Annotated in this window: 23 protein-coding genes; 6 read left to right on the forward strand and 17 right to left on the reverse strand. The window is 36.0% G+C overall.

Features of this window, described 5'->3' with window-relative positions:
* Positions 1-49: 49 nt before the first annotated feature.
* Together EK417_RS13575 and EK417_RS13580 are read right to left on the reverse strand one after the other, a co-directional pair.
* Positions 50-2,518: a tetratricopeptide repeat protein gene (locus tag EK417_RS13575; RefSeq protein ID WP_136522447.1), complete on the reverse strand. Its 2,469-nt coding sequence runs from the start codon at positions 2,516-2,518 to the stop codon at positions 50-52.
* Between the two features lie 362 nt (positions 2,519-2,880).
* Entirely contained in the window at positions 2,881-3,123 is a 243-nt protein-coding gene (locus EK417_RS13580) for a hypothetical protein (protein ID WP_136522448.1), read from the reverse strand.
* A 389-nt stretch (positions 3,124-3,512) separates the two neighbouring features.
* On the opposite strand from EK417_RS13580, the gene EK417_RS13585 reads away from it, so the two are divergent.
* The 6 genes from EK417_RS13585 to EK417_RS13610 all read left to right on the forward strand — a co-directional run bounded on the left by EK417_RS13585 (position 3,513) and on the right by EK417_RS13610 (position 9,363).
* Positions 3,513-4,334 carry an alpha/beta fold hydrolase gene (locus tag EK417_RS13585; protein ID WP_136522449.1) on the forward strand — a complete coding sequence of 274 codons (822 nt, stop codon included), beginning with the start codon at positions 3,513-3,515 and terminating at the stop codon, positions 4,332-4,334.
* Between the two features lie 229 nt (positions 4,335-4,563).
* Positions 4,564-4,761, forward strand: coding sequence for a 50S ribosomal protein L35 (gene rpmI, locus EK417_RS13590; protein WP_002979658.1), 198 nt, complete (start codon positions 4,564-4,566; stop codon positions 4,759-4,761).
* A gap of 119 nt (positions 4,762-4,880) precedes the next feature.
* A complete protein-coding gene (gene rplT / locus EK417_RS13595) occupies positions 4,881-5,225 on the forward strand; it encodes a 50S ribosomal protein L20 (protein ID WP_002979659.1) in 345 nt (114 codons plus the stop codon).
* Positions 5,226-5,574: 349 nt separating this feature from the next.
* A complete protein-coding gene (locus EK417_RS13600; protein WP_136522450.1) occupies positions 5,575-6,756 on the forward strand; it encodes a M28 family peptidase in 1,182 nt (393 codons plus the stop codon).
* A 62-nt stretch (positions 6,757-6,818) separates the two neighbouring features.
* A complete protein-coding gene (locus EK417_RS13605) occupies positions 6,819-7,994 on the forward strand; it encodes a M28 family peptidase (RefSeq protein ID WP_136522451.1) in 1,176 nt (391 codons plus the stop codon).
* A 199-nt stretch (positions 7,995-8,193) separates the two neighbouring features.
* The gene (locus EK417_RS13610) at positions 8,194-9,363 is read left to right on the forward strand and encodes a M28 family peptidase (protein ID WP_136522452.1); all 1,170 of its coding nucleotides are present in this window, start codon (positions 8,194-8,196) and stop codon (positions 9,361-9,363) included.
* Positions 9,364-9,435: 72 nt separating this feature from the next.
* Here EK417_RS13610 and EK417_RS13615 read toward each other — a convergent pair whose 3' ends face one another.
* The 15 genes from EK417_RS13615 to EK417_RS13685 all read right to left on the reverse strand — a co-directional run bounded on the left by EK417_RS13615 (position 9,436) and on the right by EK417_RS13685 (position 23,735).
* Positions 9,436-10,800, reverse strand: coding sequence for a S41 family peptidase (locus tag EK417_RS13615; RefSeq protein ID WP_136522453.1), 1,365 nt, complete (start codon positions 10,798-10,800; stop codon positions 9,436-9,438).
* Between the two features lie 54 nt (positions 10,801-10,854).
* Positions 10,855-11,418: a tetratricopeptide repeat protein gene (locus tag EK417_RS13620; protein WP_136522454.1), complete on the reverse strand. Its 564-nt coding sequence runs from the start codon at positions 11,416-11,418 to the stop codon at positions 10,855-10,857.
* Positions 11,387-11,974, reverse strand: coding sequence for a bifunctional phosphoribosyl-AMP cyclohydrolase/phosphoribosyl-ATP diphosphatase HisIE (gene hisIE / locus EK417_RS13625; RefSeq protein ID WP_136522455.1), 588 nt, complete (start codon positions 11,972-11,974; stop codon positions 11,387-11,389). Before hisIE ends, EK417_RS13620 begins: the two co-directional genes overlap by 32 nt.
* Positions 11,971-12,723, reverse strand: coding sequence for an imidazole glycerol phosphate synthase subunit HisF (gene hisF / locus EK417_RS13630; RefSeq protein ID WP_076597308.1), 753 nt, complete (start codon positions 12,721-12,723; stop codon positions 11,971-11,973). Before hisF ends, hisIE begins: the two co-directional genes overlap by 4 nt.
* Complete coding sequence (gene hisA / locus EK417_RS13635; RefSeq protein WP_136522472.1) at positions 12,716-13,438, reverse strand: 1-(5-phosphoribosyl)-5-[(5-phosphoribosylamino)methylideneamino]imidazole-4-carboxamide isomerase; 723 nt, start codon at positions 13,436-13,438, stop codon at positions 12,716-12,718. Before hisA ends, hisF begins: the two co-directional genes overlap by 8 nt.
* Before the next feature lie 2 nt (positions 13,439-13,440).
* Complete coding sequence (gene hisH, locus EK417_RS13640; protein ID WP_136522456.1) at positions 13,441-14,019, reverse strand: imidazole glycerol phosphate synthase subunit HisH; 579 nt, start codon at positions 14,017-14,019, stop codon at positions 13,441-13,443.
* Positions 14,020-14,021: 2 nt separating this feature from the next.
* Positions 14,022-15,116 carry a bifunctional histidinol-phosphatase/imidazoleglycerol-phosphate dehydratase HisB gene (gene hisB, locus EK417_RS13645; protein ID WP_136522457.1) on the reverse strand — a complete coding sequence of 365 codons (1,095 nt, stop codon included), beginning with the start codon at positions 15,114-15,116 and terminating at the stop codon, positions 14,022-14,024.
* Positions 15,117-15,118: 2 nt separating this feature from the next.
* On the reverse strand, positions 15,119-16,144 hold the full coding sequence (gene hisC / locus EK417_RS13650) for a histidinol-phosphate transaminase (RefSeq protein ID WP_136522458.1): 1,026 nt from the start codon (positions 16,142-16,144) through the stop codon (positions 15,119-15,121).
* A gap of 180 nt (positions 16,145-16,324) precedes the next feature.
* The gene (gene hisD, locus EK417_RS13655; protein ID WP_136522459.1) at positions 16,325-17,599 is read right to left on the reverse strand and encodes a histidinol dehydrogenase; all 1,275 of its coding nucleotides are present in this window, start codon (positions 17,597-17,599) and stop codon (positions 16,325-16,327) included.
* A 213-nt stretch (positions 17,600-17,812) separates the two neighbouring features.
* A complete protein-coding gene (gene hisG, locus EK417_RS13660; protein WP_076597314.1) occupies positions 17,813-18,670 on the reverse strand; it encodes an ATP phosphoribosyltransferase in 858 nt (285 codons plus the stop codon).
* 246 nt (positions 18,671-18,916) lie between these two features.
* Positions 18,917-20,014: a glycosyltransferase family 4 protein gene (locus EK417_RS13665; protein WP_136522460.1), complete on the reverse strand. Its 1,098-nt coding sequence runs from the start codon at positions 20,012-20,014 to the stop codon at positions 18,917-18,919.
* The gene (locus EK417_RS13670) at positions 20,011-20,787 is read right to left on the reverse strand and encodes a polysaccharide deacetylase family protein (protein WP_136522461.1); all 777 of its coding nucleotides are present in this window, start codon (positions 20,785-20,787) and stop codon (positions 20,011-20,013) included. The genes EK417_RS13665 and EK417_RS13670 overlap by 4 nt, the downstream gene beginning before the upstream one ends.
* A 1-nt stretch (position 20,788) precedes the next feature.
* The gene (locus EK417_RS13675; RefSeq protein ID WP_110366096.1) at positions 20,789-21,718 is read right to left on the reverse strand and encodes a glycosyltransferase family 2 protein; all 930 of its coding nucleotides are present in this window, start codon (positions 21,716-21,718) and stop codon (positions 20,789-20,791) included.
* Positions 21,719-21,723: 5 nt separating this feature from the next.
* Positions 21,724-22,893, reverse strand: a complete 1,170-nt coding sequence (locus EK417_RS13680; RefSeq protein WP_110008800.1) for a glycosyltransferase family 87 protein — start codon at positions 22,891-22,893, stop codon at positions 21,724-21,726.
* A 29-nt stretch (positions 22,894-22,922) separates the two neighbouring features.
* Positions 22,923-23,735: a 2,3,4,5-tetrahydropyridine-2,6-dicarboxylate N-succinyltransferase gene (locus EK417_RS13685; protein WP_136522462.1), complete on the reverse strand. Its 813-nt coding sequence runs from the start codon at positions 23,733-23,735 to the stop codon at positions 22,923-22,925.
* Positions 23,736-23,861: the final 126 nt, after the last annotated feature.

The following is a 23,861-nucleotide window of genomic DNA, read 5'->3' on the forward strand; positions in this document are numbered from 1 at the left end:
TTTATTAAGTTGTATTATAGTAAAGAACGTAAATATAGGTAAATACCTGCTAACCTGTTTCGAAACCATGCTTTTCGGCAAAAGCTCTCCATTTCAGGTATTTCTTTTCATTTTTAAATACCGGATCTTCACCATAGTAATACATCAAACGTTGAGTTGCATATTCATAGGTACTGTAAGTATTGGCCTGCTCAAAATAGTTAATGGCTTTCTTCAGATCCGTTTTTACTCCCATACCGTGCTCGTAGATAATGCCGTAATAAATCCCGGAATAAGACTGATCATAGTCTTTTTTTAAGTACACCAAAAGGTTTTTATAATCTCTTAACTGATAATAAATTTCTGAGATTTTATCGTAATTGTAGGCGTATTTTTTCTCCGCTTTCTGATAAAAATCCAAAGCTTTATTGTAATCCTGCCTCACATGTTGTCCAAAATAATACAGATCACCCAGGTTGACAAGAGCCATTTCGTCACCAAGCTCAGCACTCTTTTCATAAGCCTCAATTGCTTTTTTGATATTAAAAGAATAGCCTATTCCGTTCTGATATAAAGCCCCGATATTGTTCCAGGCTACAGCATGGTTTCGTTGTGCAGCTTTTTCGTAACAGATAATTCCTTTTTGTGGATCAAACAATGATTCTATTTCAGGATCGGTAAGCAGTAATCCTATTTCTACCAGACTATCCATGTCACCTTTTTGAGCAGATAACTCAAACAGACGAAGTGCTTCGTGGTAATTCTGATTTTCTTTTGCGTCAAAAGCCATTTTTTTAACTGCTCCAACCTCCATGAATTGTTCTGCGTTCTTACCTGTCTGGCTTTTCCAACGGTTATAAAAGGAAATAAAGTATTCCAAATCTTTTCCCCGGAATGAATACCTGTCCAGATAAACGGTACCATATTCGGAAACCTCTACCCTATGAATTTTTTTGTCTTCATGCATTCTAAACATGCTTTCACCCTGATACAAAAACAACATACCTTCTTCTGTCCTGTAATTCAAAGGATTGGAAATATAATCATACAATTGGGCTGACAGACCATTCTCAAAATCGAACAATTGATACCCTTCATTTTTTTGAACCGATAAAAATCCATTTTCCAGATAGTGAATCTTCCTGACTTCTGGTTGCGGAGCGATTAACCAGCTCTCATTATCTGCATCAAAAAGTCCTGATCCTGTGTTGGTTTCCATGATAAAGACATTGTTGTTATATCCTCTATTTGATTCTGCTCTTACTTTACTAATAGATTCATTTTCCAGCAGGAAACGATGTTTTAAAGCATGATAAATCTTCCAGATTTTGTCTTTACGAACAGCAAGAGTTTCAAAATTCTCGATTAAAATCAGTTGATCTGCTTCGTCTATGATAAGGTGGCCTTTTTCATCTATTAATCTGCCTTTTTTATCGAATTTGTTCGGTTTAACCCAGAAACAGGTACTTGCTTTTGAGATACTGCCTTCTATAAATTCTCCCAGATAGTTTCCTTCTTTCGTATAATATTTTCGTTTGCCGGTACCTTTTTGCTTGGTGAAAAATAGTTCAGAGAAATAATCATACTCATAAGGAGTTTCACTTTCAACAGGAATAATCAGTTCGTTTTCACCACTGTACACTCCGAACTTTCCATCTTTTTCTACCCCAAAGAATCCATAGGCTGTTCTTTCGAGAGCATCATATTCAGCAGGAACCAGCAAGGTGTTTGAATAGATTTTTAGAATCCCTGATTTTCCATTTACTTTTACCTCACCTAAAGGTTCCTGCTCAAAATCGAATACATCAAAAACATCTTCATATACCGGAGAAACTAATTCTTTTCCATCACTTTGCAGGTAACCGAACAAAGAACCTTTTTGAATTACCGATATATTGTAATGATCATCTGCTTCAAAAATATCGTCATAAAGCGCTGGAGTTAAAATAGCCCCTTTTGCATCTTTAAGACCGAATTTTCCATTTTCTTCAAATACAGTAGATTCCGCTTTTTTACAGGCAAGTTCTTCAAAATATCCCAATCCGTAATTAATCCAGTCGGTTTGTAAAATTTCAAGAAATGAGGAATATCCGGTCTGCAATAAAAGGGAATCCAGCAGCGAAAGATTCTGAGCTTTCACAGCCTTTTTATACAGGTTGCTTTTCTGCTGAATTTCTACAAGCCATTCCTTTGCCTGTACTTTGTGTTTTTCTTCGTTCATATTGAAAACGTCTGTTGCATTCAATACAAAGGTGTCGTAAGGTAAAGCTTCCAGAAACCCGAACATTTTATTTACAGGTTCGTAATAAGCTTTCTTGTAATGCAGCTGATAGGTATCTGCCAGCATATTGAAAAAATAACGCAGCTGGACAATTCCCTGATTTTTATCTGAGAAAAATTCAACGCCTTCCATTTTGATGTCTTCTGCCAAAAGAGGATAAAGCAATAAGGGAATTTCATAGTTCCACTCACCCAGATAGGTATCGAATGTCTGATTTGTTTTTTGATCGTAATTGTATAAATAAATCCGGTGTGCCATTCGTCAAATTTTATCATATTGGAATGCATTACAGCATTTTCCGTTACCTAAGGTTACTTTCAGATTAAATGTAAAATTCTAAAGATACGCAGTAATATTACTTTTACAGCTTCTTCCTCACTCCATTTTATTTGGCTAGTGTTTTTACCCATAGTTTTTTAGTGTTTATTCGAAATAAGGATTTATCGTTAAATCGGGTGTGAAAAAGAAAGCTATAAAAGTTATAAATGAAAGATTTTAATCGTTTTATCTTTAGTGAATTTTGAGTCAAAGATAAAAATAGACCTGGTACAAAAACATCCCTGATAACAGGGGTTTTCAGTTTCCTCTCTTTTTTAGGATATACAGCATCATATGTTCTTTCAAGGCATATAGACTTCAGCCTGTTCAAACAGGATCATGTAACAATAGAATGCGGTTAAGACTACTCCGACAAGACCCGAAATAATAAATGTAAGAAGATAATACGTACCATTCTTATCCTTTTTTTGTAGAAAATTGATAATAGAATTAATCAATGTACACAAAAATCCTGCTCCCAAAAATATAATTAAGACAGCAAGGAATAAGGTTCTTTCAAGGTGTAAATCTGCAGATGAAAGCATAATGATTTAAATTTATAGGTTGAAATAAATTCGGAAGTCTGGCAGCTGAAGAAATCGTCAGGCATAACTGAATTGTATCTATTACATTAATCTTCAATAGTAGAGAGAATCTGAAAATACAGCAATCCCGATTATCAGCTATATTTGACAACATACAGAATTTTTTCAAAGACCATTTAAAACTTATTTTGATCTTTTTTATGTGAGTTCTTCATAATATAAAGACTTCCAGCATATTTTAGTTTTAAAAACAGTATCTATATATTATTATTGTTTATAAATTTTTAATGAATTATTATCTTAGATCAAGATATTGTGATTATTTTCTGTCTACATTTGTGATTATAAAAAATCAAATACACTTTTATTAATTATTAAAAAAAGAAACAATGAGCACACTTACATTAAAAGACGGAACAGAAATTTATTACAAAGACTGGGGAAAAGGACAGCCGGTCTTCTTTCATCACGGATGGCCATTATCCAGTGATGACTGGGATGCACAAATGTTCTTCTTCTTAGAACAGGGATACAGAGTAATTGCTCATGACAGAAGAGGGCATGGAAGGTCTGAACAGACTCCTTACGGACATGATATGGATACATATGCTTCTGACGTAGCAGAAATTGTAGAGGCTTTAGACTTAAAAGATGTGATCCATGTAGGACATTCTACAGGAGGTGGTGAAGTTATCCGATATGTAGCGAAACATGGTAACGGAAGAGTTGCAAAAGCTGTTCTTGTAAGCGCGGTAACTCCTATTATGGTTCAGAATGAAAATAATCCTAACGGAGTTCCAATTTCTGTTTTTGATGATATCCGAAACAATACGGCAAAACACAGACAACAATTCTTCATTGATATTACTTTACCTTTCTACGGATACAACAGAGAAGGAGCCAAAGTTTCTGAAGGAATTCAGAGAAACTGGTGGAGACAGGGAATGAGCGGTTCTATTAAAGCACATTATGATTGTGTAAAAGCATTTTCTGAGACCGATTTTACAGAAGACCTTAAGAGCGTAGAAGTACCGGTATTGGTAATGCATGGTGAAGATGATCAGATTGTCCCTTTTGAAACCACAGGTAAAGTAGCTGCTACTCTTCTTAAAAACGGAAAATTGATTTCCTATCCCGGATTCCCTCACGGAATGCCAACAACAGAAGCAGAAACAATCAACAGAGATCTTCTGGAGTTTTTCAAATCCTAAATTTACAGATATCAGATCAATTCTATTAAAAAATCACTGATAAAAGGCAGGCCTGTTTGTATGCAGGTTTGCCTTTTTCTTTTTAGTGTTATTATTACCCCTGTTCATGCTAATTAAAAAAACTTTCATGTATCACTTTTTTTCCGTACTTTTGCAAACTATTATTCCTAATGTCCTTAGGGGTATCTCAAACAGATATTGATAACAAAAACAATAAAAAAGCAAAACAATGCCAAAATTAAAAACGAAATCAGGTGCTAAAAAGCGTTTTGCTCTTACTGGTTCTGGTAAGATCAAAAGAAAAAATGCTTACAAAAGCCACATCTTAACGAAGAAAGAAACTAAGCAGAAGAGAAATCTTACTACTACTTCTTACGTAGCTAAAGTGGATGAGAAAAGCGTTCAACGTCAATTAGCAATTAAGTAGTTTTTATAAATCTATATTCGGTTTATAAGAATTCAAAACAAATTCAACAATTTAACCCTGGAACGGTGCCAATAAGAGCAATATCATTTGCCGCCCTTTTCAAAAAAACAATTTAAATTATGCCAAGATCAGTAAATGCCGTAGCTTCAAGAGCTCGCAGAAAGAAAATTTTTAAGCACGCTAAAGGTTATTTCGGAAGAAGAAAGAACGTTTGGACTGTAGCTAAAAACGCGGTAGAAAAAGCAATGCAATATGCTTACCGTGGTAGAAAAGAGAAAAAGAGAAATTTCAGAGCACTTTGGATCACTCGTATCAACGCGGGAACCAGAGAGCACGGAATGTCTTACTCTCAATTTATGGGAGCTCTTAAAAAGAACAACATCGAACTTAACAGAAAAGTTTTAGCAGATTTAGCAATGAATCATCCTGAAGCTTTCAAAGCTGTTGTAGATCAAGTAAAATAATGTAGAATAGATTTTGTTATCAATATAAGTCCCGGGGTTTCCCGGGATTTTTTCGTTATATACTTCTCATCTTTATTATTTTTCAAATCCTGGTGTAATTGATATTAACAGCAAACCTTATTAGACAGAACTGATAAAACATGAATTTATCATTAAATACCATCCATAATAAAGAAAAAATTACCTATATTTTATTCATTTAGCGAATTTTAATCTAAAAAAGTAATAAATTTAACAAAAAGACATATTATTATTGATAAATAAATCAAATAAGCACTATTCCAGTTGAAAATTAGCAATAAATAATGATTTATTGCTATATTAGCAATCTCTAAAGAAAGTATCAAAAATGAAAAAAGTTGCCGCTTTTTTGCTCACTTCCATTGCACTGCAAAATATAAGTGCGCAAAGTTTTATTCAGACTTACAAGGACAGAGCAGATATGGTTACTCAAACCAATATCAGTACAAACCTTCAGGAATTTGCAGGATTTGGGATTAAGAAAACAGGCACAGCAGCCAATAACAATGCTCTGGACTGGCTTAAAAACAAATATTTGTCCTACGGATATACCGTAAGTAACATGTCTGAAGATTCTTTTACTTACGGAAGCAGCACTTCAAAAAATTTAATTATTACCAAGACAGGAACTGTATATCCTAATAAATATGTTATTATCTGCGGGCATTATGATACAATTACAGGTCCCGGAGTAAGTGACAACGGCAGTGGAACCTCCATTATTCTGGAAGCAGCAAGAATATTGAAAAACGTTCCTACAGAATATTCTATCAAGTTTATTCATTTTTCCGGAGAAGAACAAGGTCTTGTGGGCAGCAACCATTATGTCAATAACGTCGCTTATCAGAATGGCAGTCAGGCTCTGGATATAAAACTGGTTTTAAATATTGATCAGGTTGGCGGACTCATTGGAAATAACAACAATACCATTACCTGTGAAAGAGATACCGGAGGCGTATCTTCCAATAATGCAGCTTCTACAGCTGTAACACAGGAACTGATGAACTGCACTAGCCTTTACTCTCCTCTTCAGACGAATCTTTCTTACGCTTACAGTTCTGATTATATGCCTTTTGAAGCAAAAGGATACACCATTACAGGTTACTACGAGTATCTGAGAAGTGAAAATGAACATACAGTAAATGATACTTTTGCCAATCTGGATCCTGTCTATGTTTTCAATGTAGGAAAAGCAGCTGTAGGAGCTTTACAGCATTTTGCTGTTGCATCCACAGCCAGTAACCTGCTAAATACCAACGAAGCATCTGTTCAAAAATCTGGTGAAACAATCAGGGTTTATCCTAATCCGGCTAAAGATCTTGTAACTGTGGAATTTCAGGAAAAAGTAAAACAATTTAAAGTTGAAGTCAATGACATGGCAGGCAATACTGTTTTAACGCTTGAAAATCAGGAGAAAATAAATACTTCAGGATTAACAAACGGGCTGTATACTTTTACTATTACAACCGATAAAGGAAGTATCACAAAAAAAATAATCATTAATAAATAATATCAGGTAGAATATTCTGAATCTGGTTTACATTCAGGAATATTCAGCATTACTCCCACAAAATGAAGAAAATTGCTACTTTTTTATTGGTTTCTATCACTATTCAAAGTGTTGAAGCCCAAAGTTTCATTCAGGCTTATCAGGACAGAGCAGATATGGTAACTCAGACCAATATTACAACCTACCTTCAGGAATTTGCTAACTTAGGCGTAAAAACGACAGGCTCAACTGCTAACGCCAATGCACTGACATGGCTTAAAAACAAGTATCTTTCTTATGGATATACAGCCAGCCAGATAGCAGAAGACCCATTCACGGCAGGGAGTTATAATTCTAAAAACCTTGTGATTACTAAAACGGGTACAGTATATCCTAATAAATATGTCATTATCTGTGGACATTTCGACAGTATTAACGGCTTAGGAATTAATGACAATGGAAGCGGAACGTCTATTATTCTTGAAGCCGCAAGGATTCTGAAAGATGTCCCTACTGAATATTCTGTAAAATTCATTCATTTTTCAGGGGAAGAGCAAGGACTTCTGGGAAGCAAACATTATGTCAACAATGTAGTCTATCAGAGCGGCATCCGTGTTCTGGATATTAAGCTTGTATTTAATCTGGATCAGGTAGGCGGTGTGATGGGAAATAATAACAATACGGTTTATTGTGATGAAGATCAGGGCGGGCTGTCAACAAATAATGCCGCTTCTGCTGCTGTTACCCAGGAACTTAGAAACTGCACAGCACTCTACTCTCCTCTTTTAACCGCTGTAGATCCGGCTGCCGATACGGATTATATTCCTTTTGAACAGAAAGGAGAAGTGATCACTGGTTTTTTTGAAAGAATCAGAAGTACCTATCCGCATACAGTGAATGATACTTTTGCCAATACAGATCCTGTTTACATTTACAAGATAGGAAAAGCATCTGTGGGAGCATTGCAGCATTTTGCTGTTGCTACCGGCACATTGGGAACACATGAAGCATCTGGAAAAAACACTTTAGAAAGTGTAAAAATCTATCCAAATCCAGCAAAAGATATTATCAATATTGAACTTCCGGACTCCGGGATTAAAAACTTCACTTTTGAAATTACAGACTTTCAGGGACGTTCTATTTTCAAGAGAAACAATGAAACAAAAATTAATGCTTCAGAGCTGGAAAACGGAGCTTATATCGGAATTTTAAATACTGGAGATCAAAAGGTTGTAAGAAAAGTTATGATTGAGAGATAATACGATTTAGAAAACCCTCTAATACATAAAACCTTTGAAAGAATTCAAAGGTTTTTATTTTTAACCAAATTGCAAGATTCACAAAAGTTTTACAAAAACTAATATGACATTCATAATAAATACACTATTAATTTGAATCATTAAACACTTCATTGTGATTTATTTACTACATTCGTGTTACCAAAATAATATTATTTATATGAAAAAATTCACAACACTTTTATGCTCCGCATTGATGATGCAGAGCATTGCGGCTCAAACTTTTATTCAGGCTTACAAAGACAGAGCAGATATGGTAACCCAGACCAATATCACAAACAATCTTCAGGAATTCAGTAATTTAGGTGTAAAGACTACAGGCTCAGTAGCGAATACCAATACACTGAACTGGATCAAAAACAAGTATCTTTCTTACGGCTATACTGCCAGCCAGATAGAAGAAAGCCCTTTTACTTTTGGAAGTACCAGCTCCAAAAATTTAATTATTACCAAAACCGGAACACTGTATCCTAACAAGTATGTCATTATCTGCGGGCATTTTGATACCATCTATGGCCCGGGAGTAAATGATAACGGCAGTGGAACGTCTATTATCCTTGAAGCTGCAAGGATTCTGAGAAATGTTCCTACTGAATATTCTATAAAATTCATTCATTTTTCCGGTGAGGAACAAGGATTAAAAGGAAGCAGCCATTATGTAAACAATGTGGTATATCAGGGAGGTGTCCGCAAACTGGATATTAAACTGGTCTTCAACCTGGATCAGGTAGGCGGTGTAAAAGGAAAAAATAACACTACGGTATATTGTGATGAAGATCAGGGAGGTGTTTCCAGTAATAATGCCGCTTCTGCAGCAGTTACCCAACAGCTGAGAAATTGTACAGCACTCTACTCTCCTCTTCTGACTGCCGTAGATCCTGCTGCGGATACAGATTACATTCCTTTCGAACAGAAAGGTGAAGTGATCACTGGCTTTTTTGAAAGAATCAGAAGCACCTATCCTCACAGCTCTAAAGATACTTTCACTAATATGGATCCTGTTTATGTATACAAGATCGGAAAGGCAACTGTGGGAGCATTACAGCATTTTGCAGCAGCTTCTGCTACCATGAGCAAATCTGCCTCTAAAAATTCACTGGAAGCTGTAAAAATCTATCCTAACCCTGCTAATAATATCCTGAATATTGAATTACCTGATTCTAAGGAAACCAACTTCAGTTTTGAAATCAGCAATTCTATGGGAAGATCACTTTTGAAAGTAAATAATGAAAGGCAGATTAATGTTTCCGGTCTTCAGAACGGAGTCTATATTGGAGTTTTGAAAGTGGGCGAAGAGACACTTGTAAAGAATATTATGATCGAAAGATAAATAGCATTTCACACAGATAAAAAAACAGAGCAGAATTTCTTTTTTCTGCTCTGTTTTTATAAAGTAGATATTTTAAAGCTCTTCAACAATCTGTTCACTTGTTTTATCCTTTACACTAATAATTTTTGCCGGAATCAGTTTATTTGGCTGTAAATTCCCTGCTGGTCTTATCCATTCTTTCACCCCAAAAAGGAAATCCAGTTTTGTATTGGGAGTCTGAAATTTTATCAGTTCACCAAAATGATTGGGATGTCCTTTTTCAGGAATTTCACCTGCTACTTCTGCCAATTTATTATCCAAAACCATCACACTGAACATCATAGCACTGGAAAATGTATTTTTCCCAACAATAACATAAGTCTTCCCATTGAATCGTAACGGGTTATGATCTGCTGTTACAGAGCGGGAAGAGATCGGATAATAATCACCGTCTTTTATTTTGTTATATTCTGCAGATTCTTTATTGTTTGCCTTTAAATAATCAGCATACTCTTTACTTTTTTTAAATTTACCCTGATATGTATGGTACGTTTTATCTGAAAAATAATTGATAAGTAAGCTTCCTACTGCAGAATTTCCTCCGGAGTTGTTACGAACATCAATGACTAGCTTTTGGGCATTGTCTTTTTTGATCTGGCTGAAAATACTGTCAAATTTTGTTTTCCATTCTTCCAGAGTGAATGTATTTCTATCGTCAAAAGTATTTACTGTTACATAAGCATAATCCTTTATCTTTTTATAATCAATAGGTTTAAAATCTTCTTTTTTCTTAGGCTGAGACTTTGAAGCATTGGCTTTCAGCTGTTCCAGAGAAATACTTTTAACCACTGTTTGCAGTCCGCTTTTAAACTTCAGATTGTAGTCATCTGTGATAAAGTAACAGTATTTATTAATCACTATCCAAAACTTGTCAACAGCTATTGGGATTCGTTCTTCTATAGTTCCCGGAATAGTCTGGGCGCAGTTTTCCAAGACCTGATCAATTGGTATATTATTCAACGAGAGCACTTCGTCACCAATAGTAAGTTTGCGGTCTGAATAGTTTTCCGTAAGAAGCATTTTGCCATTTTCATATTTGAATTTCAACGGTAAAACTTTCATGTTTTTTCTAATGCTGTCAGTAACGCAAAAATCTGACATTGAACTATGTTCGTCGTTTAAAGTGACAATCAAAGGCTTTGCAAGGTAATAAAAATCCTTCTGTGTCATCCCATCTTTCAGAGAATTACGGATATCTGTATATTTTTTTTCAAACTCTGATTTTGAAATTTCTGTATAGGGATTAACGTGCGCATTGGTTATTTTTGTCCTAATAAAGTCTATATCCTCTTCCAGTTGCTGCTTGGTAAATTTCTGAGAATAAAGTACATTACAGTTTTTCTGAGCAAAAGCGACCTGAACAAACAATGCAGCTATGAGGGCTAATTTTAATTTCATAAGTATTCGTTTCTGGTGGGATTAGTATTTTGAAACCTGTCTTTGTTACAGCATTTATTTACTATTGGGATTTTCAATAGTAACATTATACTTTAAAGCAAATCCTTTGATTTTAGAAACTATATTCTCTTCATTAATAAATCCATCTCTGATATCTGTCAATAATTCCTCCAGAGTTATTTTATATACATCCGCTTCATTAAATGACAAAAACCGTATAATTTCTTCTAAGGCTTTATCAAAATCTTTAAGCCCACAATATGACAAATACTTTATCTGAGAAGCTAACTCATTGTGCATATCTTTCTGTAATAACTCATCAGCAATATTAGCTGCCCATTGATATTCTCCTAAATTATACCAACAGTATGACATAAATAACAGCCTGTAGTTTTCAGATTTTTCAGATAACCCTCTGATATTCTGTAAAATTTCCATAGCGGGCATATATTGCCCGTTATCCATTAAATCCTTAGCTTTCTGTAACCCGTCAATCATATCTGAAAGTTTATTTTCTCTGATCTTAAAATAACGTTTTTCATTTACCGAAGGAATTCCTGTCTCACAATCAAAAAGCGAGTCAATTTTATTGGTTCCTGTCTTTAAGAATTTCCTCAACTTCTTCCAGCGAAAACCCTTTGGCTTTCAATAAAATCAGGAAGTGATACAGCAGATCTGCGGCTTCATTTTTAAAAAGATCATCATTATTGTCTTTTGCTTCTATAACCAATTCTACGGCTTCCTCTCCTACTTTTTGAGCCATTTTATTGATTCCTCTCTGATAAAGTGAATACGTATAAGAACCTTCGGCTTTCGTATCTATTCTCTGTGATATCTTATCTTCCAGCTCATACATAAATCCTTGAGTATTCTTTTCTCCAAAACAGCTGAAACTCCCTGTGTGACAGACTACATTTTTCGGAACGGCTTTAATTAAAATGGTATCCTGATCACAATCTATGTCAATACTTTTTACCGTTAGAAAATTACCGGATTCTTCTCCTTTGGTCCACAGTCTGTTTTTGGAGCGGCTGAAAAAAGTAACAATTCCTTCTTTTTTTGTTTTTTCAAAAGCTTCTTCATTCATGTAGCCCAGCATCAGAACCTGCAGTGTTCTGTTGTCCTGAATGATTACCGGAACAAGCCCGTTATCTTTATTAAAATCTATATTCATCGTACTTCTATTTTCTGAGTTTTTAACTGTTGTTTTAAATCCTGAATGCCTATTTCATTAAAATGGAAAATGCTGGCTGCCAAACCTCCTGTAGCTTTTGTTTCATGAAATACTTTAACAAAGTCATCCACCTTACCAGCACCTCCGGAAGCAATCACAGGAATACTGATATTGTCTGAAACAAGCTTTGTAATGCGAAGGTCAAAGCCGTTTTTTGTGCCGTCACCATCCATTGAAGTCAATAGAATTTCGCCTGCTCCTAAACCCGCTGCTTCTTTTGCCCATTCCACAGTAAGAAGCTCCGTGGCTTCTCTTCCTCCTTTAATGTGGACAAGATCTTTATCTCCCACCTGTCTTGTATCAATGGCTACCACCACACACTGACTTCCGAATTCTTGGGCCAGATCAGAGATAAGACCCGGATTTTTTACGGCTGAAGAATTGATACTGATCTTGTCTGCACCTGCTTCTAAAAGCTTTCTTACATCTTCCACAGAAGAAATTCCACCTCCCACCGTAAAAGGAATACTTAGTTCTTTGGCAATCTCTTTTACAAGTTCCACAAAAGTCTTCCTGTTCTCAATAGTAGCTGTAATATCCAGGAAAACAAGCTCGTCTGCTCCTTCCTGCTCATATCTTTTGGCCAATTCTACGGGATCTCCTGCATTTTTAAGGTCTTCAAAATTGATTCCTTTCACCGTAGCTCCGTCTTTTATATCCAGACATGGAATAATTCTTTTCTTAAGCATTTTCAATAAATTTCTTAAGTTGTTGTAAGCTGATTTTTCCTTCGTAAATTGCTTTCCCGATAATCGTTCCGGTACATCCTATATCTTTCATTTTATAGACATCAGTGATGCCTGAAATACCACCGCTTGCCACCAGCTGAACAGAGGTCTTGTCTAAAATCTCAATATAAAGTTCTGTTGAAGGACCTTCCAGCATTCCGTCTTTTGCAATATCAGTACATATTGTGGACTGTATTCCTTTTTCCTGATACTGAAGGATAAAATCAATCACATCATTATCACTTTCCTCCAGCCATCCGGATGTTTTAATCTTTCTGTTTTCACAGTCTGCCCCCAAAATGATCTTTTCTGATCCATATTTTTGGATCATTTCATAGCAGAATTCAGGATTCTGAACGGCTATACTTCCTAAAGTGATCTGTTGAGCCCCGGAATTAAATGCTGTTTCAATATCCTGCTGAGTTTTTAAGCCTCCTCCAAAGTCGATATGCAGCGAAGTAGAACGGGCAATATTTTCCAGCACTTTCTGATTGACGATATGCTTTGATTTTGCCCCGTCAAGATCCACCAGGTGAAGAAACTGAATGCCGAAACTTTCAAATTCTTTCGCCACTTCTACAGGGTCTTCATTATATATTTTCTTTGTGTTGTAATCTCCTTTTGATAGACGGACACATTTCCCGTCGATAATATCAATAGCCGGAATAATTTTCATCATTATAAGTTTATAAAGTTCTTAACGATCTGATTTCCTATCATTCCTGATTTTTCAGGGTGAAACTGTACTGCATAGAAATTGTCTTTCTGCAAAGAAGCACTGAATGGCAGGATGTAATCACAGACAGAAGTTGTACAATCTGAAAGCTCACAGTAATAGCTGTGAACAAAATATACATCACTGTTCTTTTCAATTCCTGAAAACAGTGGAGAAACCTGCTCTGAAAGCGTATTCCAGCCCATATGCGGAACAATATCCGTTGATGGAAATTTTCTGACATTGATATCAAAAATTCCCATTCCTTCAGTATCTCCTTCTTCATTTTCCTTGCACATCAGCTGCATTCCGAGGCATATTCCTAAAACAGGCTGCTTAAGGCCAGGAATCAAAAGATCAAGTTCTTTTTCCTTCAGCAGTTTCATAGTGGATGAAGCTTCTCCAACACCCGGAAAGATCACTTTATCAGCTTTTAAAATCTGTTCAGGATCATCGGTGATCACAGAATCAACATTCAGCCTGTTGAGAGCATTCTGGACAGAGTTAACATTTCCTCCGTTGTATTTTATTATAGCGATCATATTTATAAACTTCCTTTTGTAGAAGGCAGACTGTAGTTACTATCCGATTGGTTCACTGCCATCTTAACAGCTTTTGCGAAGGCTTTAAAGATGGATTCAATTTTGTGGTGTTCGTTACCTCCTTCTGATTTGATATTCAGATTGGATTTTGAAGCATCAGTAAAGGATTTAAAGAAGTGAAAAAACATTTCCGTAGGCACATCTCCTATCTTTTCTCTTTTAAATTCAGCATTCCAAACCAGCCATGACCTTCCCCCGAAATCAATAGCCACCTGAGAAAGACAGTCATCCATCGGAAGCAGGAAACCATACCTTTCAATGCCTTTTTTCTTTCCTAAAGCTTTTAAAATAGCTTCTCCCAGAACAATTCCCGTGTCTTCAATGGTGTGGTGCTCATCTACAGCAAGATCTCCGTTCACTTTAATCGTAAGATCCATATTTCCGTGTCTGGCAATCTGATCCAGCATGTGATCAAAAAAGTGAAGTCCGGTTGAAATATCTGATTTTCCGTTTCCATCCAGATTGACTTCAATTTCAATATCAGTCTCATTGGTTTTTCTGGATACTTTAGCCTTCCTCATTCCTGTTTTTAAGAACTGATAAATCTCTGACCATCGTGTTGCAGACAGCTCCGCCTCACTGTTTAAGTTTTCATTAAGATAAATAGCTTTAGCCCCAAGGTTTTTAGCAAGTTGCACATCTGTACTTCGATCACCAATTACATAGGAATTTTCAAGGTCGTAATTTCCATAAATGTATTTCCCGAGCATTCCGACTCCTGGTTTTCTGGTAGGAAGATTTTCAGATTCAAAGCTTTTATCAATTAAAATATCACTAAAAATGATGCCTTCATTTTCAAAGGCTTTCAGCATTTTTTCCTGGGGTTTGATGAAATCTTCTTCAGGAAAACTCTCCGTTCCCAGGCCATCCTGATTGGTGACCATCACCAGTTCGTAATCCAGTTCATTGGCGATTTTTGCTAAGTTTTGAAAAACGCCCGGATAAAATTCAAGTTTTTCCAGAGAATCTACCTGAAAATCTGTTGGCGGTTCAATAATCAGTGTTCCGTCGCGGTCTATAAAGAGTACTTTTTTCATTGTTAAATACTTTTCAAAAGGTTAATTAATTTTTCATTTTCTGCACGGCTTCCTACATTGATCCTGATACAACCCGGAATTGCAGGATCTCTTCTGCTGGTTAAAATCTCTTCTTCAAGCATTTTTCCGTATACATGATCTACATTTTCCATTCTGATCAGAAAGAAATTCGCATCCGTTGAAAATACTTTCAAAATACATGTAATCCCTTCAAACTGCTGCTTCAGCCATGTTCTCTCTTCCAGAATACGGTTTACGTTTTCCTGAAGTCTGTTTTTATCCTCCAGTGTTTTCAGAATAAGTTCCTGGCTAAGAACATTTACATTATAGGGAGCTTTTACGGTATTGATAAGGGTGATAATCTCTTCAGACGCATAAGCCATACCTACTCTTGCTCCGGCAATTCCCCACGCTTTGGAAAATGTTTGCAGTATAATCAGATTGGAATATTGATTCAGAAGTTCAATACTTGATTTTTTTCCGGAAAATTCAATATAAGCTTCATCTACCACTACAATCCCGTTGAAATTCTGAAGATAGAATTCAATATCATCAATGCTGTTGCCTGTAGGATTATTTGGAGAGCATAGAAAGAATATTTTAAGAGAAGGATCTTCCGCAGCTTTTAAAAATTTCTCTTTTACAATCTCGAAGTTTTCATCCAAATCAAGTTTCTGCACTTTATTTTCGTTGATTGCCGCATAGAAACCATACATTGCAAAGGACGGGTTCATCATCAGAATGGCATCTTTTTTAGGCTCACAGAAGATTTTGATGATAAGGTCTATCAGCTCATCACTGCCGTTTCCTATGGCGATCTGTGAAGGCAGAACCTTTTTAAGCTCTGCAAGTCTCTTCTTAAGCTTTTTCTGGGTAGAATCCGGGTAACGGTTGCATTCTCCAAAAGGACTTTCATTCGCATCCAGCATAACGGGTGTATTAAATTTGTTATTATCCCTGAAACTGATGTAGGGCTGTAATTGTAATATATTGTCTCTTACGAGTGTTTTGATACTGTTATTTTTCATTGTATTGTTTGTTTAAAACTATTTTAAACCATTAAGATGAATTGAGTTACTAAGGATATTGAAGAAAATATCTTCAGATCTTTATTAAGTAGTGAGTTGAATTTAAATGTATTTGGATCTTAACTTTACTTAAACCTTTATTTTCTTAATGGTTCATTTTTGCGCGCTTTCCAACAATTATCATTTTAATCTTATTGATACTGCATTTTTGTGGGCAAACAGACCTTCTGCTTCTGCCATGAGTTCTATGGTTTTTCCTAAATTCTGAAGTCCTTCTTTTGAAAGTTGCTGGAATGTTATTTTCTTCACAAAGCTATCCAGGGATACTCCGCTGTAATTCTTCGCATAGGCATTGGTAGGAAGTGTGTGATTGGTTCCGCTGGCATAATCTCCAGCACTCTCACAGGAGTAGTTCCCAAGGAAAACTGATCCCGCATTCTGAACTTCCGGAATATATTTTTCAAAATTACTAATCGCCAGAATAAGGTGCTCCGGAGCATAAAGATTGCTGAACTCAAGAGCCTCTTTCAGCGTATTGATCAAAATAAAAGAGCTGTTTTTCAGAGCCTGACCTGCAAATTCATTTCTGGGTAATTCTTTGATCTGCTGTTCAACACTCTCTATTGTTTTATCAAACACTTTAAGGTCTGTTGTAATAAAAACAACCTGACTATCGCTTCCGTGTTCTGCCTGCGAAAGAAGATCGGCAGCACAAAATTCAGGAACAGCCTGTTCATCTGCAATCACAAGAACTTCACTCGGACCGGCAGGCATATCGATCGCAACTCCATAACGCTGGGCATATTCTTTGGCTGCTACGACAAACTGATTTCCAGGCCCGAAAATTTTATTGACAGCTGGAATGCACTCTGTTCCGAAAGTCATTGCAGCAACAGCCTGCGCTCCTCCTGTTTTAAAGATTTCCGAAACCCCGCAAAGTTTTGCTGCATAAAGAATTGCGGGATTAACATTCCCATTCTTATCCGGTGGCGTGCAAAGGACTGTTTCTTTACATCCGGCAAGATTTGCAGGAACTGCAAGCATCAATACCGTAGAGAACAAAGGAGCAGTTCCTCCCGGAATATAAATTCCAACGCTCTCTACCGCACGGTTTTCACGCCAGCAAACAACTCCTTTTGTTGTTTCAATTTTCTGAATTTCCTGTATTTGAGAGGCGTGAAATTTTGAAATATTTTCTTTTGCCTGTTGAATGGCTTGTTTCAACTCCTTATTAATCTGTTTTTCTGCCTCCAGAATCTCAGCTTCAGAAACTTTTATGCTTTGGGTTTCTGCTTTATCAAATTTTTTATTGAATTCTATTAAAGCGCTATCTCCTTTTTTTTCAACTTCTGCAAAAATTTCTGTGATAAGTCCTGAAATTTCTTTCTGTTCCAAAACAGGGCGTTTTACCAAGTTTTTCCAGGTGTCTTTTGTGGGATATCGGTATATTTTCATTGTATTATTTTTAATTGTTTTTTACGTGAAGGCGCAAAGTTTTTAATTCCTATATCTTTTTTAAGGCGCAAGAAAATCTTAGATTTTCAGCAAGTATGTGAGTATTAAACAGTATTCAATTTTATCGCAGATGAAATCTTTGCACCTTAAAACAGTTTTAATTTTTATTCTATTGCGTCTTTGCGTCGGCCAACATTAACCATTCTTATTTTTTTAAATAACCATTTTATCAATTGGAATGATTAAAATATCCTGTGCTCCATTTTCTTTGAGTTCGTCAATCACTTCCCAGAAACGTTCTTCATCAATCACGGAATGAATGCTGCTCCAGCCTTCTTCTGCCAACGGAATCACTGTAGGGCTTTTTAATACAGGAAGAACTTCTGATACTTTCTGTATTTTTTCATTGGGAACATTCATCAGAATATATTTTGAATTTTTTGCTTTTAACACCGCTTTGATTCTGAAGACAAATTTTTCAAGAATCGCCTGTTTTTCAACCGACAATCGAGGTGTTTGAGCCAGCACAGCTTCCGATTTCAGCAGAGTGACGGTTTCTCTTAATCCGTTTTTGAATAAGGTACTTCCGGAGCTTACTATATCACATATTCCGTCTGCCAAACCGATATTTGGAGCAATTTCTACAGAACCTGAAATAACGTGAATATCTGAAACAATTCCTTGATTTTCTAAAAAGTTTTTAAGAGTATTGGGATAAGAAGTAGCAATTTTTTTACCCTGAAAATAAGAGAGTTCATCAGTTTCCACTTCTTTGGGAACTGCCAATGAAACACGGCATTTTGAAAACCCAAGTTTCTGGATTGTTTTGATATTTTTACTTTTCTCAGTCAGAAGATTCTCGCCTACAATAGCAACATCCACTACTCCATCTTCCAGGTATTGCGGGATGTCTGAATTCCGAAGGTACATGATTTCCATCGGAAAGTTATCTACTGAAACTTTGAGCTGATCTTTCCCGTTGTTGACGAAGATTCCGCAGTCTTTGAGAAGCTGAAGAGATTCTTCATAAAGCCGTCCGCTTTTTTGGATTGCAATTTTTAATTTACTCATTTTGCCTTTTTTGGGTCCGAGCAAATAAAAACTGATCTATTGAAATTTCTGAGGAGAATTCAGGAAACAAAAAAACCGCCTATTTACTCAGACGGTTTTAATTATTTTGATTTTAGCACATACTTATTATCAATCAATTCCGTCTAACAGAGATGATGATGATAATGATGTAATGCTAAAAAAGTTGGTTTCATTGTTTGAATTATGATGCAAATGTAGGATTTATTTTTAAAATGCAAAGTTTTTTTAAATTAATTTTTGATAAAAATTCATCAGCTGCTTTGCAATGGGTTCGTCATTAAACTTCTGAACAAACTCGAAACCCTTTTCCTCACGGCGTTTTCTCTCAGATTCATTTTCCCAGAGAAATTTTAATTTGGCCCGGATATCAAGATCGTTCTCAGGATTCACATACACAGAGTCTTTTCCACCTGCTTCAGGCAGACAACTGGTATTGCTGGTAACGACCACAGTTTTGGAGAAAAGAGCTTCAATAACCGGGATTCCGAAGCCTTCAAAGAAGCTTGGATAGACAAAAATATCTGCCAGTTTATAGAGGCAAGCCAGCTCATCCATAGAAACTCCTTCCAGGAAAAGCACCTGTTTTTCCATTTTATTCTTTTTCAGGAAACTTTCTATTTTCTGGTAATATTTGGTCTTTCTTCCTACGACTACAAGAGGAATTCCTGTACCGTTGACTGCTTTTACAACATTTAAAAGGTTCTTACGGTCTTCGATAGTTCCAACATTCAACACAAACCTTTCCGGAAGCTTAAATTTCTCTTTGACAGCTTCCATTAATTCCGGAGACTGCTGCTCTTTGAAAGCATGATGACATCCCTGATAAATGACTTCAATCTTTGTCTCAGGAACTTTTAAATACCGGATAATATCTCTTTTGGTCTGTTCTGAAATAGCAATAATTTTGTCAGCGGTGTCAGCCGCTTTTTTGAATTTCCAGAAATGAATCTTTCTATCAAAAAAAGAATAATACTGGGGATATCTTACAAAGATCAGATCATGAATGGTAACAACCTTTTTAATAGGTTTTGAATCCCATTTCAGAGGAAGCTCACCAGATAATCCATGGAAAATATCAGCACCTTGCTTCTGGGCATCTTTACCCATTTTTAACTGGCGGGAAAGGTTTCCTTTTGAGGTTTCAATAAATTGAACATTCGGGTGTTCCAGAATATCTTTCCCACGCTCCGATTTGTTTTTGTTGAGTAACAGATATTCATTGTCCGGTTCGTATTCTGAAAGGATTCTTACAAGATCCCTCGAGTAATTTCCAAGACCGGATGTATTGTGGAAAAACCGTTTTGCATCAAAGGCAATCTTCATCGTTGTATCTGTTTTTGAAATTCCTGAAATGTACCAAATGGATGTCCTTTTTCTTTCAGCCAGCCTACAAACGAATCAAATCTTTCCACCATATCTTTTCCTGAGTTTTTTACCGTAAATCCAGGAAGTTTAAAGGCTTCATCTTTAATTTCTGCAAATTCCCACGGGTGGAAATAAATGTTCAGATACTGATCTTTTTTCAGACAGTCCGAAGCCAGTTTCCTGTAGAAAAATAAAGGAAAATTGTGAAAACTTAACCAGAATAAAGGAATTCTGAAATTAGGAGAAACCGATGCCGGAACCTGCGTTACATTTCCTTCTTTGAAATAGGTTCTGGATACTTTTAAATTATTATATCGTCCCGGCAAAAATGTCGGATTGATGGATGAATTGTAAGAATATCCTGCTTTTTCTACTTCTTTTTCGTCTACAGGCATCATTCTCGGCATTCTTAATCCGGTAACCTTTGTGGAGAATAATTCTTCCAGCCTTTCTCTTGATTCTTTGAGGTGTTTGTCTTCAAATTCTGAATGAAACCAGGTGTGAGAAGCCAGCTCATGGCCTTCCTGTAATAACCTTTCAATAAGATGTCTGCTGTTTTCTGCAAAAACTACCGTGGAAAAAAAAGTAGCTTTAGCGTTATGTTTTTTAAGGATGTCAAGTATTCTTTCTAATCCTGTCTGTGAAATTGAAATCTGCTTTTCAAAGGGAATTTCACCCTTATATTCTAATGGCATATCAAATTCTTCAATGTCAAAACTCAATAAAACCATTTTAAAAATTTTTGTTTTTAATAATATAATTAGGTCTGTTTTTCACCTGTTTGAATATTTTACCTAAATAAATCCCCATAATTCCGAGGATAATCAGCTGAAGTCCTCCAAAGAAAACAATGGTCATAATCAATGATGCCCATCCCGAAATCTCCGTTTTTGCAATAAATGAATGAATAACGTATGCTCCATATCCAATGACTGAAAGCGCAGAGAATAAAAATCCCAGATATGCAGCCAGATAAAGAGGTTTCACGCTGAAAGCTGTGATTCCCGTGAAGGCAAAAGTAAACATTTTTTTAAGGTTGTAACTGCTTTTCCCTGAAAGTCTTTCTGCTGCAGTAAAGTCGATTCCTGTTTGTTTGAAACCCATCCAGCTCGTTAATCCTCTGAGGAACAGATCGTCTTCATTGAAGTTTCTCATGACTTCAACAGCGCTTGCATCCAACAGTCTGAAATCTGAGCCGCCACCTTTCGTTAAATTAACGTCCGACAGACTTGATAAAAGTTTATAAAATAAGTCTGATGTTTTTCTTTTAAAAAAAGAAATCTCCTTAGGATACGTTCTATAGGTAAAAACTACATCATATCCTTCTTCCCATTTCTTAATCATTTCCGGAATAATCTCCGGCGGATGCTGAAGATCTCCATCCATAGAAATGACTGCATTTCCGCGGGCACTGTCCATTCCTGCTTTTACAGCCGGCTGGTGTCCGAAATTACGGGAAAATTCGATGAATTTCACTTCATCATATTGTCTGGAAAGTTCTTCTAATTTTTGCTGCGTATTGTCTCTGCTGCCATCATTGACAAATATGATTTCAAAGTCATAATTGTTCAAACCATCAAAAACTTCTTTAATTTTCTGATGGATCATAGCGACATTTCCCTCTTCGTTATAGGCAGGAATTACAATTGAAATTTTCTTCATATGTATTAATTCAGGCTGTAATTTTTCTCAAAATCTTTAGTCAGAAGTTCATAAGTTACTCTCAACCAGATTACAATACAAGGTACGGCTTTTAATGAATATTTGATGATATAATTCTCTTTTACAAATTTCGGGAACAGATCCGAAGTGGAGAAACATGTGAAAATAATGACAAAAACCAGTAATCCAATAATCAATGGTGTTCTTTCTTTCTGAAGGAAAAACCAGATCAGCACGCCTACCACCGCAATAATATACGTTGGAGATTCTGAACTGGAGCTGAACAATACTAAAAACAGTAATGTGGAAGCCAGAATCATCAGTTGGAAAGCATAGTGCTTATATTGCTTAATTCTGATGTATGGCAAAGCAAAAAGCGGTAATCCGCCTGCTAAAAATACAAGATTTGAAATGGATGCATCTCCTAAAATTCTTCTTACAAATCCCATCAAAGAGATGTCCTGCATATTTCCCAGCACCTGATTTTCATTATTCTTCTCTACAATAGACTGAAACCAGTCTGAATAACACTGAATCACAAACTGTGGACTTGAATAGGCCATCGGAAGGACGAAAAACAATAGAGCAATAGCAACTCCTGAAAGAATAAATTTGGTTTTGTTTTTAATAAAGAAAAACTGTGTCAATCCTACAATTCCGTAGATTTTCACGAATATTCCTATTAAAATTGCAGTTACAGATTTCACTTCTTTTCTTTCGTAAATATACACTGCAGACAACAGCAAAAGACCTGTGAGTGCTACATTGAACTGCAGACTTAAAGCAGCAGTAATATATTCCTGAAGACAAAGCAAACCAAAGATTGCTTTTTTGCTGTCTGAAAAGGGCAGTTTATAAATTCCGTAGATAAAGATGAAAGTATTGGCAATATTCCAAAGTGAAATTCCAAGCCAATCCGGCATCATGGCAAATGGAGCTATCAACGCACTGAAAAATACCCCATAATGGTTCAGATCAAAATAAAGATCAGGATAATGGATAAACAGGTTTTTCTGATGAATTGTATTAAAGAATACATTTTTAAAAATCAGATAATTATTAATCGCATAATCTCCTCTCAGGTATTTGGAAATTGCTGTAACAACGGATATAATAAGATAAACCCCAAATATGTATTTAGGGTTTAATAATATTTTAAGAAATTTTTCTTTCAAGATTGTTGTATTAGATTAAAATAGTAATCTTACACCGCTACATTATTATCTCTCAGTGCATCATTCAGAGATGTCTTCTTATCGGTAGATTCTTTTCTCTGACCGATGATCAGTGCACATGGAACCTGATATTCTCCAGCAGGATACTGTTTTGTATAGCTTCCAGGGATTACTACTGAACGTGCAGGAACTCTTCCTTTGATTTCAACAGGAGTATTTCCTGTAACGTCGATAATTTTTGTAGAAGCGGTTAATACTACATTGGCACCCAATACGGCTTCTTTTTCTACGTGAACTCCTTCTACAACGATACATCTTGAACCGATAAAGCAGTCATCTTCAATGATTACCGGAGCAGCCTGTAAAGGTTCCAATACACCCCCAATACCAACACCACCACTCAGGTGAACGTTTTTACCGATCTGTGCACAGCTTCCTACTGTAGCCCAGGTATCTACCATTGTTCCCGAATCTACATAAGCACCAATATTCACATAAGAAGGCATCATAATTACTCCCGGAGCAATGTAAGCTCCTTCTCTCGCTACTGCATGTGGTACAACTCTCACCCCTTTTTCAGCATAACCTCTCTTCAAAGGCATTTTATCATGAAATTCAAACGGACCTACTTCAATCGTTTCCATTTTCTGGATCGGAAAATACATTACTACAGCTTTTTTCACCCATTCATTTACCTGCCATCCGTTTTCTGTAGGTTCTGCAGTACGAAGTTCCCCTTTATCAACTAAAGAAATAACTTCTCTGATTGCCTTCTGGCTGTCTTCATTCTGCAATAATTCTCTGTTGTCCCAGATATTTTCAATAGTTTGTTGTAATGACATGTTTCTTATTTAAATTAGTTTGAAAAATTATACTGCCCAAAGATACAAAAAAGTTCAGCAAAACTGTTTTTAACATTGTGTGACTAGTCCTAAAATAGGTTGACATAAAATTAGACAATATTTAAT

It is taken from the genome of Chryseobacterium candidae (genome assembly GCF_004916905.1).
In the GTDB taxonomy this organism is placed as follows: Bacteria; Bacteroidota; Bacteroidia; order Flavobacteriales; family Weeksellaceae; genus Chryseobacterium; species Chryseobacterium candidae.